Here is a 15,976-nt window from a genome sequence, read left to right on the forward strand (position 1 = left end):
GGACCGGAGGGTCTTCCGCCCGGCCCCTTCTCACGCAGTCGACTTCTGGTTCTGCACCTGGTGCCCCCGGGTGCCGTGCGGGTGGGATGAGCCACTGGGGCGCAGCGACCGGAACCGGTGCGCCCCGGGCCCCGCCAGGAAGGAAAGGCACCGCCGTGATCGAACTGCCCGCGGACGACCGCGCGTCCAGCCCGTACACCGGTTACACCCGCGCCCACTGGGAGGCCGCCGCCGACGCCCTGCTGGCCGCCGTCGTGCCCTACGCCAGGCCCGACCGCGCTCTGTACCACCTCCCCGGCGACCACGTGAGTCACTCGGGCCACCTCTGCGACGGGTTGGAGGGATACGCCCGTACGCTGCTGCTGGCCGCCTTCCGCCGGGACGAGAACGCGCTCGGCCGCTACGCCGACGGCCTGGCGACCGGTCCCGGCGGGGTCTGGCCGCGCATCGAGGACCGCGGCCAGCCGCTCGTCGAGGCCGCGTCCGTCGCGCTCGCCCTGCGGCTGACCCGGCCGCTGCTGTGGGACCGGCTGGACGACCCCGTACGGCAGCGCACCGCCGACTGGCTGGCGCACGCGCTCACCGCCGAACCCTGGCCGTGCAACTGGGAGTTGTTCCCCGTCACCGTGGGCGGCTTCCTTCAGGAGATCGGCCACCGGCCCGAGGCGGCCGGCAAGGTGATCGACCGCGGCCTGGAGCGGATCGAGGGCTGGTACCTCGGCGGAGGCTGGTACACCGACGGCGACGGCCGGAAGTTCGACTACTACAACGGATGGGCGATGCACCTGTACACCGTCCTCCACGCGTGGCTGGCGGACGACAGCGGACTGCTCTCTGTGTACGGCCGACGGTTGTCCCGGCATCTCACCGACTACGTCCGCCTGTTCGGCGGCGACGGTGCCCCCCTCCACCAGGGCCGCTCCCTCACCTACCGCTTCGCCACGGCCGCACCGCTCTGGCTCGGCGCACTGATCGGACAGACCCCGCTGACGGCCGGCGAGACACGGCGCCTGGCCTCCGGCGCGCTGCGGTACTTCCTCGACGGCGGCGCGGTCGACGAGCGCGGCCTGCTCCCGCTCGGCTGGCTAGGCCCCGACGAGTCGCTCGTGCAGAGCTACTCCGGCCCGGCCTCCCCGTACTGGGCCGGCAAAGGGTTCCTCGGCCTGCTGCTGCCCGCGGAGCACGAGGTGTGGACGGCGGCCGAGGAACCGGGCCCGGCCGGGCGCGCCGACGAGGTGCATCCCGTTCCGGTCCCCAACTGGCTGTTGCAGAGCACCCGTTCGGACGGTCTGGTCCGGCTGCACAACCACGGCAGTGAGGACGTCCGCTACGACCCCTACTACACCCGGCTCGCCTACTCGACCGCGACGGTGCCCGCGGTGTCGTACGACAACAGTGTGATCGTCGGCGGCGATCCGGGCCGCACGGAGATCGAGCCGCTCGGCACCGGCCGGGGCTGGATCGCCTCCCGGCACAGGGTGCGCGACCAGATCACCGTCACCAGCCTCGTACTCGCGGAGGGCGCGGTGGAGGTGCGCGCCCATCTCGTGGCCGGGGCCGCGCCCGGCACGCCCGTGCGGATCACGGGGTGGACGGCGCCCGCGCGGCTGCGCGCCGAACTCCTGCCGGTGTCGGGCCTGTCGCAGGAGCTGACGGGACACACGGGGGCGGGCGGGGCCACGCTGTTCGTGGCGCTCGCCCGGCTCACCGGCGACCCGGAACCTCGGCCCCTCGAAGAGCTGGTGTCCGTCACGGTGCGGGAGGATCACGAGGTTCGCGTCCGCTGGGCGTCCGGCGCGGAGGGCGTCTTCGCCTTCACGGCTTCGGACGGGCGGTCCGCGGGCCCGCCGTGGTCGGTGACCCGCCGGTGAGACGGGCCGGGAGGGGCTGACGGGCGCGTGGCCCGGGTGAGGGCGACGTCGCCGAGCACCACGACGTCACCGGTGATCCGGGCGCGCCCACACCTGAACGTCCGCTGCTCGCCGACCGGTCCCACCGTCGACCGGCTCGCCGGTCTCGGCGTCCGCCGCGTCAGCCTCGGCTCGCTGCTCTACCGGTGCGCGCCCGGCGCGGCCCTGGACGCGGTGGACGGCATCGCCGCCGGACGCGCCCCCGGACGGGACCACGCCCAGCTACGCCGAGGTCCGCGCGCTGGAGCGGAGGGTGCCGGTGAGCAGGTCCGCGAACGCCACCGGGTGATCCGCCGTGCCCAGATGCCCGCCGGGGAACTCCAGGAACGCGCCGCCCAGCCGCTCGGCGAGCGAGGCGGCCGTCCGGTGCAGCACCGTGCCGCGCGAGTCGGTGCCGGCGCCGAGCGTGAGGCGGCCCCTGGGAGCGGTGAAGGTGGGCAGATGCGCGGTGAACGGGCGCAGCACCCGCGCCAGGAAGACGCCGAACGGGGTCGCCGACTCCCCTTCGGCGGGCGGCCGTCCGGGTCCGTCCAGTTGCCCGATCAGCTCGGCCCGCCGCTCTTCGCCGTCCGGCAGCACCGTCACGCACGGCGGTTCGTGCGCGACCACGTGCGCGAGCCGCTCGGGGTGGCGGGCGAGCAGGTCCAGGGCGGTGATCCCGCCGGAGCTGGTCCCGAACACGTACGCGGACCCGCCTCCCGGCAGCACCGCTTCCAGCACCCGGTGCGCGCCCTCGCTCCAGGCGGCCACCCGCTGCTCGGGAACCGGCGGCCCGAGCCGGCCGTGGGCGAGACCGAGCGGGTCGTACGTCACCACGGTGAAGTGCCCGGCCAGCCGCTCGGCCAGCGGCCCGAGACCCATGGGGTGCCCGGCGCCGCCCGGCAGCACCAGCAGCACCGGACCGCTGCCCGTGACGTCGTAGGACAGGGGTTCAGCCATCGTTTTCACCCTCCCGCGGCCAGTGGGTGAGCGCCAGGTGCAGGGCGTCGATCGCCTTGTCCCAGGAGGCCTGTACGTCCCGGTCCGCGCCGAAGCCTCCGCAGGACTCCAGGGCGCAGTAGCCGTGGAAGGTGCTGCGCAGCAGGCGTACTGCGTCGGTCAGGTCGGGCTCCTGGAGGCCGTAGGCACGCAGCATGCCGTAGGTGATCTCGGCGGTGCGGCGCATGGCCGGGGAACCGGCGATCAGGGACTGGTCGATGCGGATCTGAGTGGCCGCGTACCGGCCGGGATGGTCCAGGGCGTAGGCGCGGTAGGCGCCGGCGAAGGCGGCCAGCGCGTCCTTGCCCGCGCGACCGGCCACGGCCACCGCGATCCCGTCGATCAGCTCGCCCCCCGCGTACAGGGCGAGCCGGGTGCGCAGGTCCGCGAGGCCCCGGACGTGCGAGTACAGGCTCGCGTCCTTCACGCCGAAGCGGCGGGCCAGCGCGGAGAGGGTGACCTGCTCGAAGCCGGCCTCGTCGGCGAGTTCGGCGGCGGCGGTGACGACACGGTCGACGGTGAGGCCCGCTCGGGCCATGGATGCCTGCCTTTCGCACATTTCCCATTTCCTAGAGGCTCTAGGTTTTGGGCTATGTATACCAGGAAGTCGTCACCGCCGTAAGTCCTGGGCGGCGGGCCGCAGAAGCCGTCCTGCCGCCGCCGGGCGCAGGGTGGGTCCCGCCCTTTCGGGAACTCTCGGTGCGAGGTGGTGCCGTAGGACGTCGACGACGGACACGAGGACCGCGCGGCCGGCGCCGCACTTCCCCCGGGCGACGCCCCTGCCGGCGTCCGGCTGCTGCCCACCCCCGGGGCAGGTGGACGTCCGGCGTCGACCGCTGCTCGCTGCTGCCCGTGCCCGCCGGGGCCGGCGTGTCCGCCGCCGTCGCCCCGCGCCAGGCCGGCGAACTCCCGTCCCGCGTCCGGCGCCTTCCCGGGCCGGCTGTGGCAGGTCGCCGGGGGCCGCGCTGCTGTCCTTCGCGACGGTGGCCACGGTAGGCGCCCTGCACCGGCTGCTCGGCCTGTCGCGTTCCCGCTGTCCCCGCTGTCCCCGGTGCTGTCGCTGCGGCTCGGCATCGCGACCTCGGGCGGCCCCGTCCCGCGCGACTTCGGCGGCCGGCCCCGGCGGCGCGGCCCGCGTCCTAGGTAGGGGGCACGGTGCTCACACCGCCGCCGTACGACACATGGACGACCCGCACCCCCCGTCCCGGAACGCGGCCCGGAACCCGTCCCGGCGACCGGGCGGACGCCTCGCCGTCTGCCCTCCTCGCGGGCGAGGACGACCACGACCCGGCCGAGGCCCGCATCTTCCGGGGCATCGGCCGACCGGCGGCGGCGCTCGCCGCGCGAGGGGATCAGGTGCGGGACAGCCGCGTCAGGACCGCGACGGTCAACCGGTCCCGGGGCCGGGAGCCGTGGAGAACACGAAGGAGAACTCCGCCGGCTCGGCCCGCAGGTGGTACTGCGGCAGCGGGCCCGGACCGCAGGACTGGGAGCCGATGCCGTGCTGGCCGTGGTCCAGGTTGACCCAGACCGTGTCACCAGGGGTGAGATCGGTCAGGTGCGTGGCGGCGTCCAGCTGTTCGGTGGTCCAGCGGCGGGCGGTCAGGAAGAACACCGGGTCGCCCTCGATGCGCAGGCCGCCCAGCTCGGCCCGGCGGACGTCGATACGGGCGCCGTTCTCCTGGGGGCGGACGTAGGGCGTCTGCATGTCGTCCACGGTCGACTCCCAACGGCCGACCGACGACGCCGTCCTGGTGTCCGGATAGGCCTCGCCGGGACCGCCGCCGTACCACCGCACAGCGTCGGCTGCGGACAGTCCGAAGCGGATGCCGAGGCGGGGGAGGGGGACGGTCCAGTCGCCCTCCGGGGTGGTGCGCACGGTCAACCGCAGACGGTCGCCGTCCGACGTCCAGCGGTACACCGTCGACAGCCCCAGCTCCCGCGCCGCCGGAGCCACGCGGGTGCGGACCGTCAGCGTGTGCTCGCCGGTCTCCACCGCGTCCAGCCGGTGCCGCATCCGGTGCAGGCCGAGTGTGCGCCACACCACCCCGTAGCGCAGGTCGGGCTGCCAGGGGGCGCCGTCGTCGTTGTCGGTCGTGGCCCGCCACACGTCGAGGCGCAGTCCGAGGACGGGCACCCCGCCGACGGCCGTCAGGGCGCCGGTGCGGGCGTCGAAGGTGCCCGGACCGAGGGTGATCACCCCGTCCCCGGTCTCCGGCCCGGCGGTCGCCGCGACCGCAGGCGCCCGGCGCTCCGACACCGGAACCTGACCCCAGGCCACGACGTGCCCCTGCGCCGCCCACGGGCCGTCGGCCGCGAGCGTGGCCCGGACCGTCCAGTGGGCCTCGCCGGCCGGCGCCCCGGCCGGCGGCGCGGGCAGTTTGACGTCGGCGGACTCGCCGGGCGCGAGCGCCGGCACCGGCAGGGCGCCGGACTCCACCGTCTCCCCGTCGACGTCGTACGACCACGAGAACGCCAGCGGCGACAGGTCGGCGAAGTCCTGTTTGTTGGTGATCCGGACCGTGCCGTCGCCCGGCTCGCCGGCGATGCCGACCGGTTCGATCACCTTCTTGTACTCGGCCAGGCCCGGGGAGGGGCGCCGGTCGGGGAAGAGCAGCCCGTCGCAGACGAAGTTGCCGTCGTGCAGCTCCTCGCCGAAGTCGCCGCCGTAGGCGTAGCCGAGCTCCGGGTGCGCGATGCCGTGGTCGATCCACTCCCACACGAAGCCGCCCTGCAGCCGGCCGTACGACTCGAACAGCCGCTGGTAGTCGGCGAGTCCGCCGGGTCCGTTGCCCATGGCGTGCGCGTACTCGCACAGGACGAACGGCAGCCGGCGGCGCCCCAGGGTGCCGCCGTCCAGACCGCGGCCGATCCGCTCCACCTCGGCGTGGTCGGCGTACATCCGGGAGTACATGTCGGTGTCCCGGCAGGTGGGGTCGCCCTCGTAGTGCACGAGCCGGGAGGGGTCCCGCCCCTTGATCCACTCGGCCATGGCGGTCAGGCCGCGGCCGGTGCCGGCCTCGTTGCCCAGGGACCAGACGACGACCGACGGGTGGTTCTTGTCCCGCTCGACCATGCGGGAGGCCCGGTCCAGCAGGGCCGGCGTCCAGCGGTCGTCGTCGACGGGGTTGTCCCGCCAGCCCTGCTCCGTGAAACCGTGGGTCTCCAGGTCACACTCGTCGATCACCCACAGCCCGTACTCGTCGCACAGGTCGAGGAAGGCCGGATGCGGTGGGTAGTGGGAGGTGCGGACGGCGTTGATGTTGTGCCGCTTCATCAGCAGCACGTCCTCGCGCATGGTGGCGAGGTCCAGCGCGCGGCCCCGCTGCGGATGCCACTCGTGCCGGTTGACGCCCTTGAACAGCACCGGGCGGCCGTTGACCTCGATCAGGCCGTCCGACAGCGCCACGGTACGGAAACCGATGCGCAGCGGCACCCGCTCGCCCACGGTGGTGAGCGTGCCCTCGTAGAGCCTGGGTGTCTCCGCCGACCAGGGCTCGGCCGGCACGGTCACGCTCTCGCCGGTCGTGATGTCGATGCCGAGCCCGGCAACGGTCACCCGGCCGTCCACGTCGGAGTCGACCCGCAGGGTGCCGGTGCCGGCGCGGTGGTCGTAGGAGGCGTGCACGAAGAAGTCCAGGGCGGCGCCCGCCGGACGGTGCAGCAGGGTGACGTCACGGAAGATGCCCGGCAGCCACCACTGGTCCTGGTCCTCCAGGTAGGAGCCGGCCGACCACTGGTGGACCCGTACGGCCAGCACGTTGCCCGTGGGCTTCAGCAGATGGCCGACCGCGAACTCGTGCGGCAGCCGGGACCCCTTGAACTCGCCGAGGTCGGTGCCGTTCAGCCACACCCGGGCGCAGGACTCCACGCCGTCGAAGCGCAGCACCGCGCCGCCCTCGGCGGGGTCCGGCCAGTGCCGGGGCAGGTCGAAGACCCGCAGATGGTCGCCGGTCGGGTTCTCCGTCGGCACCCGCGGCGGATCGACCGGGAACGGGTAGAGGTGGTTGGTGTAGACCGGCAGGCCGTGCCCCTGGAGCACCCAGTGGCCGGGGACCGGGATCTGCGTCCAGTCACCGGAGTCGTACCCCTCCTCGGCGAAGGAGTCGTCCTCGGCGTCGGCCGTCGGCGACAGCCGGAAACGCCAACTGCCGTTCAGGGAGAGGGAGGCGGCGTCGGACGACGCGTACCAGGCGCGGGCCGGCAGCGCCCCGGAGCCCGGCGAGACGTCCTCGACGTAATCGGTGACGGTGCGGTTGCGGAAAGACATCGGTCTCCAAACGGGGCTGTGGGGCAGGTGGGTCGAGGGCCGGCGGGGACGGGGCACGGCGGCCCTCGGTACGGGGAAAGAGGGTTCTACTGCCCGGTCCAGGCCTCGTTGCCACCGCCGTTGCAGCTGTACAGGATCACCTTGCTGCCGTCGGCGGTGGCCCGGCCGCTGACGTCGAGACACGTGCCCGACGCCTCGTTCACGATCTGCCCGTCGGCATTGAGCAGCCACTCCTGGCTCGCGTCACCGGTGGCCACGGCGGTCGTGGTAGGGCCCGAACTCCCGGCCGTCAGGTAGCCGTCGGCTCCCTTCAGCGTGCCTGGCGCGTCGTACGACCACGACTGGCCCGCCGCGCCCGTGCACGTGGCGATCGCGGCTCCCGAGGCATCGGCCGTCAGGCACTTGCCCGACTGCCCGCCCACCAGGGCGCCGGTCAGGTCGGAGGCGCCGTCGCCCTTCCGGTCGAACACGTACGTCGTGATCGAGCGGGCGGCAAGCGTGGCGGACACGGTCCCGTCACCGACGGCGGGCTTCGCGACCTCCGCCCAGTTCTCGTCCGCCGAGGTCCGCACCGCCTGCGCCGCCCGCACCGGCACCCTGCTGTTGAAGTGCAGGCTCAGCGTGGTGTCGGTGCTGTTGTGGTTGTTCACCACGACCACCCACCGGCCGCTTCGCTCGTACGCCGACACCTCGACGCCGGCCGGGGCCCCGGTGACGTTGTGCGCCACCGAGCCCGGCCGGACGAACCTGCTGTACTGGCCGAGCGCGTAGTACCGCTTGGTGAAGTACAGCTTCTGGTTGCCGTCCGCCGCGTAGTCCGGGTCGTAGTAGATCAGGCCGTCGTTCCACCCCTGGTCGTTCCTGGTGTCCGGATCGGTGCCGTAGCCGCTCGCGAGCGCCACCCACCACTGGAACGCCGCGTCGTGCGAGATCGCGAAGTCCTTGTAGATGATCCGCGACATCAGCAGGGCGTTGTCGATCGTCGGGTCGTACTCCTGGTTCCAGCCCGTGCTGCCCTTGCCGAAACAGCAGATCTCTGTGGCCCAGGACGACTTGCCGGCCGACTTCGACGTCTCGTAGACGTTGCCGAGCCGACCGTCGTCGGGGTCGTCGTACGTGTGGTGGGCCAGCTCGGACACGTACGGCGCGGTGCCCGGCTGCCCGATCCACTGGGGCACTTCGCCGGTGAACTGCGTCGTCCGGCTCGACTCGTCCGCGATGATCCCGGTCTTGCGGTGCCGGGCCCGCTGCTCGGCGCCCAGCGCGCGCACGATGTCGTCGCGCTGGTCGACCGGCACCGGCATGCCTTCCTGGCCGCAGTCGGCGAAGCTGTTGTCCGGCTCGTTGAACGGGCTGATGTGGTCGAGGTTCACTCCCTGGTGCGCGAAGTGGTCCGTGACGTCCGCGATGTACCTGGCGAAGTCGGCCTCGTTCTCCGCCTTCAGCCGGCCGCCGCAGCTCTTGCCGTTCGTCGTCCAGCGGGCGGGAGCGCTGTTGACGAAGCCGATCAGGTCCTTGACGCCGTACTGCGCCGCGTACTTCAGGAACGTCCGGCCGCCCTTGTCCCTGCTCCAGTCGTAGGAGCCGTCGGGCCTGAGGAAGTCCTCGGCGGCACGTGCGGGGGTGGTGACCGCGCTGCCTCCGCCGCCGATGTTGTAGCGGTACGCGCTCAGATCCAACCCCTGTGCGGAGAAAAGGAGTCGGGCGACCCTGGCCTGGACCTCGGGGGCGAAGTGCTGGAGGTCGTTGACCCACCAGGCGCCGGACGCGCCGATGTCGTCGATGGTCTGGGCGGCGTGGGGGGAGACCTCGGCGGTGGCCGGGGCGTCGGCGGCACGTGCGGGTGGGGAGGCGAGCAGGGCTGCGGTCACGGTCAGCGCGGCCGAGGCCGCCAGCAGCAGGGGTCGTGCGCGGAGGTGAGCGGTGCGGGGCTGAGACACGTGCATCCCTTCCGTCGTCATGAAGGCGGTGCGGTACGGCTCCTTGCGGGGGCGGTGCGCCTGGTGGCGCCTCTGACGGGACTCGTCCGCCTCTGCCCGACGGACTGCAGCGCCCCCTCCAGCGCGAACGTGGCCGCGCCGAGGGACACCGGGTCGGTGGGGATCGGGGAGAGGACGATCCGGGTGGCCGCCAGCGGCCGGCGCAGCGCGTGCCGGGCGACGGCCTGCCGGACCTCGTCCAGCAGCGGCTCGCCCAGCCGGGCGGCGACCCAGCTGCTGAGCACGACCACCTCGGGGTTGAGGAGGTTGATCAGGTCCGAGATGCCGGCGCCGAGGTAACGGGCGGTGTCCCGTACGACCTTGACCGCGACCGGGTCGTTCGCGGCGACCGCGTGGGCCAGTGCGGCGATGGTGGCGGTCTGGTCCTCGGGGTGCAACAGAGGGGATTCCGGGCTGAGTTCGCGCAGGTTCTGCATGATGCCGGGTGCGCCGACGTACGTCTCGACACAGCCGTGGTTGCCGCAGTGGCACAGCCGCCCGTCGAGCACGAGCGTGGTGTGGCCCCACTCGCCGGCGCTGTTGCTCACGCCCCGGTGCAGACCGCCGCCGAGGGCCAGTCCGGCGCCGACTCCGGTGCCGAGGTTCACGACCACGGCGTCCCCGTGCCCCCGCGCCGCCCCGAACCACAGCTCGGCCACCGCGCAGGCGCGCAGCGGGTTGTCCAGGTACAGCGGGTGGGCGATGTGCTCGGCGAGCAGGTCGAGCAGCGGCACGTCGTGCCAGTCGAAGTTGGGGGCGTACTCGGCGACGCCCGTGTCCCGGTCCACCTGGCCCGGCACGCTCACCCCGACGCCGAGGACACGCGCCGCCTCGACCCCGGCCTGGGCGACCACCGAACCGACGGCGGCGGCCACATGCCCGACCACCCGCTCCGGACGGCGCTCACCGGGCCGCATGTCCTCCTCGGCGCGGGCCAGCACGTTCAGCGCCAGGTCGAACAGTTCCACATGGACGTACGTCTCCGCGATGTCCACGCCGACCAGCGCGCCCCCCGACGCGTCGACGGCGACGAGACCGCGCGGCCGGCCGCCGGCCGAGTCCTCGAACCCGACCTCGGTGATCATGCGCAGGTCCAGCAGCTCGCCGACGAGCGTGGCGACCGTGGCCAGGCTCAGCCCGGTGGCGGCGGCCAGCTCCTGCCGGGAGGTGGGGGACTCGGCGATGATCTGGCGCAGCACCTCGTAGCGGTTCGCGGTGCGGATGTCACGTGATGTGCGCTTCACGCGGCTGCCCCTCCCATGCCGTCCGGGCCGGGCCGGGGCGACTTCGAGCCCCGGCGCGGGCGTCAGGCTATGGGCTGGGAGAAGCTTTCGACAAGGGGTTAGGAAAGGGGGTGGATGAAGTCGTCGTCGAGGATGTTCCGCACGAAGGTGTTGGTGAACTTGCCCGTGGGATCCAGCGAGCGGGCGAGGGCGCGGAAGTCGCTGACGCGTGTATACCGTCGACGGACCACCGCCGGCGGTACCTCGTACACCTTTCCCCAGTGCGGACGCGGATCGAACCGGACCAGCGCCTCCTCCAGCAGGCGCACCACCGGGAGAACGGCCGCCTCGTCGCGCACCCAGGTGAAGTGCAGGGCGACCGAGTCCCGTCCGTGGGCGGGGCTGAGCCACTGCGTGTCGGCGGCGACCGTCCGCACCTCGCAGGTCTGCAGAACACCGGCGACCGTCGACCGGATACCGTCGATCGCGGACAACGCCTCCAGCGCCGCCGTCCGCGGCAGCAGATACTCCGACTGGAGCTCCTCCCCGCTGCTCGGCGTGAACTCCGCCCGGAAGTGCGGCAGCCGTTCGTGCCACGGCCCGGGCACGCCCAGCTGTTCGGTGCAGTAGGTCGCCGGCATGCCCGGCACCGGGTGCAGCGACTCGGTCGCGGGCGCCGCCCACGGGAAGTGCACCGCCGGCTGGTCGGTGCGTCGCTTGACCCACACCTGCCGGAAGCCCGGCCCCCGCCAGTCGGTGAACAGGCTGACGCTGTACCCGCAGGCCATCACGGCGCGGAAGTCCAGGTTCTCCAGCGGGAGTTCGGTGAACAGATGCTGTTCCACCTCGTAGGCCGGCTCCAGGTCGAGGGTGAGCGCGGTGACGACACCGAGCGCGCCGAGCGAGGTCACGGCGCCGTCGAAGCGCGCGTCGCCCCGGGCGATCGTCACCGTCGAGCCGTCCGCGACGACCAGCTCCACCTCCCGGACGGCCGACGCCAGCGGCGCGTTGCCGACGCCCGAGCCATGGGTGCCGGTCGCCACCGAACCGGCCACCGAGATGTGCGGGAGGGACGCCATGTTGGGCAGGGCGAGCCCGTGCCCGTCGACCGTCCGGGCCAGTTCGGCGTAGCGGACACCGCCCGACACCCGGACCGTGCGCGTGGTGGAGTCGACCTCGATCACCGGTGGCAGCCCGGAGGTGGACAGCAGCACCCCGTCCGCTCCCGGGTCGGCGATCCGGTTGAAGGAGTGCCCGCTGCCCAGCACCCGCACCCGCGCGCTGCCCGCCACCAGCGCCGCGAGCGCGTCGAGCGTGCGCGGACGGTGGAACTCGCGCGCGGTGTAGGTGACGGTGCGCGCCCAGTTGCTGACCGTCCCTCGGGTCTCGGCCGTTCCTGCCATGCGTGCGTCCTCCCGGAAAGTGCGTCCGTGCCGAGCCTCTCATCCCTCCGGGCTCCACTGGGAGCCGACCTATGGATCGGGTAGACCTACGGATTTCGTTGTACAGGGCCCTTTAGTCGACGTATATGAAAATCACTTGGTCAAACGAGTGCGGAATCGGTACCTTGCGGGTCCATGACCCAGGAACCGCTCCCCGCCCGCCTGCCCGTCACCGACCGAACCCGGCACCGCCGGCTGCGCGAGCAGGGAAGCCTGGAACGGGCCGAGCTGGAGGCGATCCTGGACGCCGCCTTCGTGTGCCACCTGGGCGTGCTCGTGGAGGGGCGGCCGGTGGTCGTCCCCACGGTCTACGGGCGGGACGAGCGATGGCTCTACCTGCACGGTTCCGTGGCCGGCCGCAGCCTCGCCGGAGACACCCCCGTGTGCGTGACCGTCACCCACGTGGACGGGCTCGTGCTCGCCCGCTCCGTCTTCGAGCACGGCGTCAACTACCGCAGTGCCATGATCCACGGCACGGCCCGCAAGGTCACCGACCCCGAGCGGAAGCTGGAGGGCCTGCGCCGGCTCACCGAGCACTGCGCGCCGGGCCAGTGGTCGTACGCCCGCCGGCCCAGCCGCAAGGAGCTGGCCGCCACCGCCCTGCTCGCCCTCTCCCTGGAGGAGGCCTCCGTCAAGATCCGCACCGGTGCCCCGGACGACGGCGACGGTCCCGACGCCGCCCTCGGCCTGTGGGCCGGGGTCCTGCCGCTGACCACGGTCTGGGGCACCCCGGAGCCCGACCCGGCGCTGCCCGCCGGCACCGCCGTACCGGACCACATCGCGCGTCGTGCGGGGACCCGGCACGGCTGAGCCGCAGGCGGGGGCATACGGTGTGAGTCGTACGCCTGAACCGGGAGGAGACAGACGGATGGGCAGTCGTACCGCGCTGGTCGAGGATCTGATGGAGCGGTTCCCGCACGTGCCACGGGAAGCCGTCTTCAAGGAGGACCTGCTCCGCGGCGGCGTCGCCTTCGACCCCTCCGCGCTCAGCGACAACGAGAACGGCGAGGTCAAGCCGAAGTCGTACTTCATCTTCTCCTTCGACCACGGCACCCTGCCCGAGCTCGGCGAGGCGGCGCTCAGGCGCCCGCCGGAGGAGATCATCCTCACCGGCGGCCCGTACGACCTGCGCCGCACCGTCGTCTCCGTGCGCGTGAACCCGGCCTCGCCGTACCGCGTCGCCGCCGACGCGGACGGGTTGCTCGGGCTCTACCTCGACGGCAAGCGGATCGCCGACGTCGGCGTGCCGCCGATGCCGGAGTACTACCGGCACACCCTGTCCAACGGAAAGTCCGTGATGGAGGTGGCCCCGACCATCCAGTGGGGCTATCTGATCTACCTCACCGTCTTCCGGGTCTGCCAGTACTTCGGCGCCAAGGAGGAGTGCCAGTACTGCGACATCAACCACAACTGGCGCCAGCACAAGGCGGCCGGGCGGCCCTACACCGGGGTGAAGGACGTCGAGGAGGTGCTGGAGGCCCTCGAGATCATCGACCGGTACGACACCCAGAAGGCGTCCACCGCGTACACGCTGACCGGCGGCGCCATCACGAAGACGGTCGCCGGGCGCGACGAGGCCGACTTCTACGGCCACTACGCCAAGGCCATCGAGGAGCGCTTCCCGGGCCGCTGGATCGGCAAGGTCGTCGCCCAGGCGCTGCCCAAGGCGGACGTGCAGCGGTTCAAGGACTACGGCGTGCAGATCTACCACCCCAACTTCGAGGTGTGGGACCGCCGGCTGTTCGAGCTGTACTGCCCGGGCAAGGAGCGGTACGTCGGCCGGGACGAGTGGCACAGGCGGATCCTCGACTCGGCGGAGATCTTCGGCGCGCGCAACGTCATCCCCAACTTCGTCGCCGGCGTGGAGATGGCCGAGCCGTTCGGCTTCACCACCGTCGACGAGGCCATCGCCTCCACCACCGAGGGCCTGCGCTTCTTCATGTCGCACGGCATCACGCCCCGCTTCACCACCTGGTGCCCGGAGCCCACCACCCCGCTCGGCAAGGCCAACCCGCAGGGCGCGCCGCTGGAGTACCACATCCGGCTGCTGCAGGCCTACCGTCAGACGATGGAGGACTTCGGGCTCTCCTCCCCGCCCGGCTACGGACCGCCCGGACCCGGCCGCGCGGTCTTCTCCGTCAGCTCCTTCATGGACAGCCTGCCCGCCGAGGGACCGGTGGCCGACGCGGCGCAGGCGCCGGCCGAGGTGTGATGGCGCGCACCGGTCCGGCCCGGCGGTGAGCGCAACCGGCACCACGTCCGTACTGGAGAACGGAGTTGCGGGCTCGTCGCGTCACGCATCCACCCCGCCACCATCGGTAACCGGATGTGAACAGGCCGCTTGTCAGTTGTGTCAAGGACGTGAAAGGCTCTGTGTCCTGCCGCGAGGTTCCCTGCAACTCCCCTCCCTCTTTGGTGAGTTGACCTCGCTCGTGGATGCAGGAGTCCCATGCCCGACCTGCCGACCCCCCAGGACGCCACCGAGGCCGCGCTGTTCTCGGAGGGCTGGGACGCGGTGCTCAGCTACGCGGACCTGTGCACCGCCGGGTCCCTGACGGCCCACCAGCTGGCGACCGAGGCGTTCGCGCTCGGCATGCGCGAGATCCGCGCCGCCGCGAGCACCCATGTGCGCGGCGCGGGCCGCCGCACGGCACGGCTGCCCACGATCCCGGCGCTGCTCACCGCCGTACGTGACACCGCCGCCGCCTGGGAGGCCGACGGGCAGGGGCACAAGCTCGACCCCGACCTCAGGCTGTGGCTCAACTCCGGCAACGCCGCCCGCTACACGGGCCCGCCGCTTCAGCGCCCGGTCGCGCTGCGCGGCCTCAGGGACATGCAGGAGGCCGACGCGTCGCTGCTCTGGCTGGCCGAGGTGGAGGCGCTGCCCCTGCCGGCCGTGGCCCGCCGGCTCGGCCTGGACCCGGCCACCGCCGCCGAGGAACTGGAACAGGTCCGCACCCTGTTCCGGGACCGCTGTCACCGCGCCCATCTCGACACCCCGATGGACGCCCGGTGCCGCTCCTACGCCCGGCTGCTGGACGCCGTCACCCGCTCACCGGCCGCCGACACCCCCGACGACCTCTCCCGGCACCTCGCGACCTGCGTGCGGTGTGCCGAGGCCGCCGCCTGTCTGCGCCTGCACGGCGGCGGGCTGCCCGCCGCGCTGGCCGGCGGGGTGATCGGCTGGGGCGGCCTCGCCTACCTGGAACGCCGCCGCAGGGCGGCCGAGGTCCGCCTCGGCGCGGGCCGCCCCGGCGGCGCCGACCCCGCCGGCGATCCGCAGGAGGGCACCGGCCGCAGCCGCGCCGTGCGCGGTGGCCTGCTCGCCGCCGCCGTGCTGCTGTCGGCGCTGGCGCTCGGCGTGTCGATGATGCCGTTCGGCGGCGGCGGCGACACCGCCGCCGCCCGTGACGACCGGCAGCCGGTCGCCGACCCCAGCGTCTCCCGCACCACCGGCACCCCCACCCGGCAGGGTTCCCCGGCGGCGCCGTCGGTCACCGCCACCCCTTCCGCGCCGCGTACGACAGCCGGGTCCGAGCGCAGCAAGCCCGACCCGGAACCGCAGGGGAACTCCTCCCCGGCCGGACACCGGCCCGGACCCGGCCGTACCAGCGCCGCCGCGGCCGGCTGCCGGGTCGCCTACGACCTGGTCAGCCAGTGGGCCGACGGATTCCAGGCCACCGTCACCGTCACCACGGACCGGCCCCTCGACGGCTGGAGCCTGTCCTGGGCGTTCCGCGACGGTCAGCAGGTCGGCCAGATGTGGGACGCCACCGTCCACCAGAGCGGCTCCCGCGTCACCGCCACCGCCGCCGACTACGACGCGACCGTCGCCGCGCACGGCACCCTGTCCTTCGGGTTCAACGGCACCTGGCAGGGCGCGAACCACGCACCGCACGACTTCACCCTCAACGGGACGGCCTGCACGGCCGGTTGAGCGGTCGGGGGGAAGGGAAACCCGACGGCGAGTGCCGCACGCGTCCACGGACGGACGCACCGGGGCGAAGCTGTCCGAGGCGTGCTACTCCTGCGGGAGTCTGATCCCGCCCCGTGCGGCGGTCGGCTCGGTGGGGTGAAGGACACGATTCAGCACATGATCAACGAGATGCCGGAGCGGGAGTCCCCGTTCTTCTGAATCCGGGCGTCGCCTCCTGCGTGACCGCGGACCTCGTCT

General features: G+C 73.0%; 10 protein-coding genes and 1 pseudogene. 5 read left to right on the top strand and 6 right to left on the bottom strand.

What is annotated here, in order from left to right; genetic code table 11:
- Positions 1–158 precede the first annotated feature (158 nt).
- Positions 159–1,871, top strand: coding sequence for a DUF2264 domain-containing protein (locus tag ABZ919_RS04595; RefSeq protein ID WP_361242860.1), 1,713 nt, complete (start codon positions 159–161; stop codon positions 1,869–1,871).
- 93 nt (positions 1,872–1,964) lie between these two features.
- A pseudogene (locus ABZ919_RS04600) lies at positions 1,965–2,199 on the top strand (isocitrate lyase/phosphoenolpyruvate mutase family protein); the annotation flags it as partial.
- On the opposite strand, the gene ABZ919_RS04605 reads toward ABZ919_RS04600, so the two are convergent.
- The 6 genes from ABZ919_RS04605 to ABZ919_RS04630 form a co-directional block, all read right to left on the bottom strand.
- Positions 2,133–2,849: an alpha/beta fold hydrolase gene (locus tag ABZ919_RS04605; RefSeq protein WP_361242764.1), complete on the bottom strand. Its 717-nt coding sequence runs from the start codon at positions 2,847–2,849 to the stop codon at positions 2,133–2,135. The pseudogene ABZ919_RS04600 and the gene ABZ919_RS04605 sit on opposite strands and share 67 nt — an antisense overlap.
- Positions 2,842–3,426, bottom strand: coding sequence for a WHG domain-containing protein (locus ABZ919_RS04610; RefSeq protein WP_361242767.1), 585 nt, complete (start codon positions 3,424–3,426; stop codon positions 2,842–2,844). The genes ABZ919_RS04605 and ABZ919_RS04610 overlap by 8 nt, the downstream gene beginning before the upstream one ends.
- A gap of 849 nt (positions 3,427–4,275) precedes the next feature.
- Positions 4,276–7,158: a glycoside hydrolase family 2 TIM barrel-domain containing protein gene (locus ABZ919_RS04615; RefSeq protein ID WP_361242770.1), complete on the bottom strand. Its 2,883-nt coding sequence runs from the start codon at positions 7,156–7,158 to the stop codon at positions 4,276–4,278.
- A gap of 86 nt (positions 7,159–7,244) precedes the next feature.
- Positions 7,245–9,104 carry a glycoside hydrolase gene (locus tag ABZ919_RS04620; RefSeq protein ID WP_361242772.1) on the bottom strand — a complete coding sequence of 620 codons (1,860 nt, stop codon included), beginning with the start codon at positions 9,102–9,104 and terminating at the stop codon, positions 7,245–7,247.
- Between the two features lie 11 nt (positions 9,105–9,115).
- The gene (locus ABZ919_RS04625) at positions 9,116–10,381 is read right to left on the bottom strand and encodes an ROK family transcriptional regulator (protein ID WP_361242775.1); all 1,266 of its coding nucleotides are present in this window, start codon (positions 10,379–10,381) and stop codon (positions 9,116–9,118) included.
- A gap of 98 nt (positions 10,382–10,479) precedes the next feature.
- A complete protein-coding gene (locus ABZ919_RS04630; RefSeq protein WP_361242778.1) occupies positions 10,480–11,763 on the bottom strand; it encodes an FAD-binding protein in 1,284 nt (427 codons plus the stop codon).
- Between the two features lie 174 nt (positions 11,764–11,937).
- Here ABZ919_RS04630 and ABZ919_RS04635 point away from each other — a divergent pair, with 174 nt between their 5' ends.
- The 3 genes from ABZ919_RS04635 to ABZ919_RS04645 all read left to right on the top strand — a co-directional run bounded on the left by ABZ919_RS04635 (position 11,938) and on the right by ABZ919_RS04645 (position 15,739).
- On the top strand, positions 11,938–12,612 hold the full coding sequence (locus ABZ919_RS04635) for a pyridoxamine 5'-phosphate oxidase family protein (protein ID WP_361242781.1): 675 nt from the start codon (positions 11,938–11,940) through the stop codon (positions 12,610–12,612).
- Positions 12,613–12,670: 58 nt separating this feature from the next.
- Positions 12,671–14,014: a radical SAM protein gene (locus tag ABZ919_RS04640; protein ID WP_361242784.1), complete on the top strand. Its 1,344-nt coding sequence runs from the start codon at positions 12,671–12,673 to the stop codon at positions 14,012–14,014.
- A 237-nt stretch (positions 14,015–14,251) separates the two neighbouring features.
- Entirely contained in the window at positions 14,252–15,739 is a 1,488-nt protein-coding gene (locus ABZ919_RS04645) for a cellulose-binding domain-containing protein (protein WP_361242787.1), read from the top strand.
- The last annotated feature ends 237 nt before the right edge of the window (positions 15,740–15,976 follow it).

The sequence above is a fragment of the Streptomyces sp. NPDC046759 genome (assembly GCF_040645475.1).
Classification (GTDB): domain Bacteria; phylum Actinomycetota; class Actinomycetes; order Streptomycetales; family Streptomycetaceae; genus Streptomyces.

What these genes read in the sequence shown, in the direction of transcription:
- ABZ919_RS04615 (WP_361242770.1), bottom strand. Translation starts at nt 7,158, where the DNA reads ATGTCTTTCCGCAACCGCACCGTCACCGATTACGTCGAGGACGTCTCG.
- ABZ919_RS04645 (WP_361242787.1), top strand. Translation starts at nt 14,252, where the DNA reads ATGCCCGACCTGCCGACCCCCCAGGACGCCACCGAGGCCGCGCTGTTC.
- ABZ919_RS04610 (WP_361242767.1), bottom strand. Translation starts at nt 3,426, where the DNA reads ATGGCCCGAGCGGGCCTCACCGTCGACCGTGTCGTCACCGCCGCCGCC.
- ABZ919_RS04635 (WP_361242781.1), top strand. Translation starts at nt 11,938, where the DNA reads ATGACCCAGGAACCGCTCCCCGCCCGCCTGCCCGTCACCGACCGAACC.
- ABZ919_RS04640 (WP_361242784.1), top strand. Translation starts at nt 12,671, where the DNA reads ATGGGCAGTCGTACCGCGCTGGTCGAGGATCTGATGGAGCGGTTCCCG.
- ABZ919_RS04605 (WP_361242764.1), bottom strand. Translation starts at nt 2,849, where the DNA reads ATGGCTGAACCCCTGTCCTACGACGTCACGGGCAGCGGTCCGGTGCTG.
- ABZ919_RS04630 (WP_361242778.1), bottom strand. Translation starts at nt 11,763, where the DNA reads ATGGCAGGAACGGCCGAGACCCGAGGGACGGTCAGCAACTGGGCGCGC.
- ABZ919_RS04620 (WP_361242772.1), bottom strand. Translation starts at nt 9,104, where the DNA reads ATGCACGTGTCTCAGCCCCGCACCGCTCACCTCCGCGCACGACCCCTG.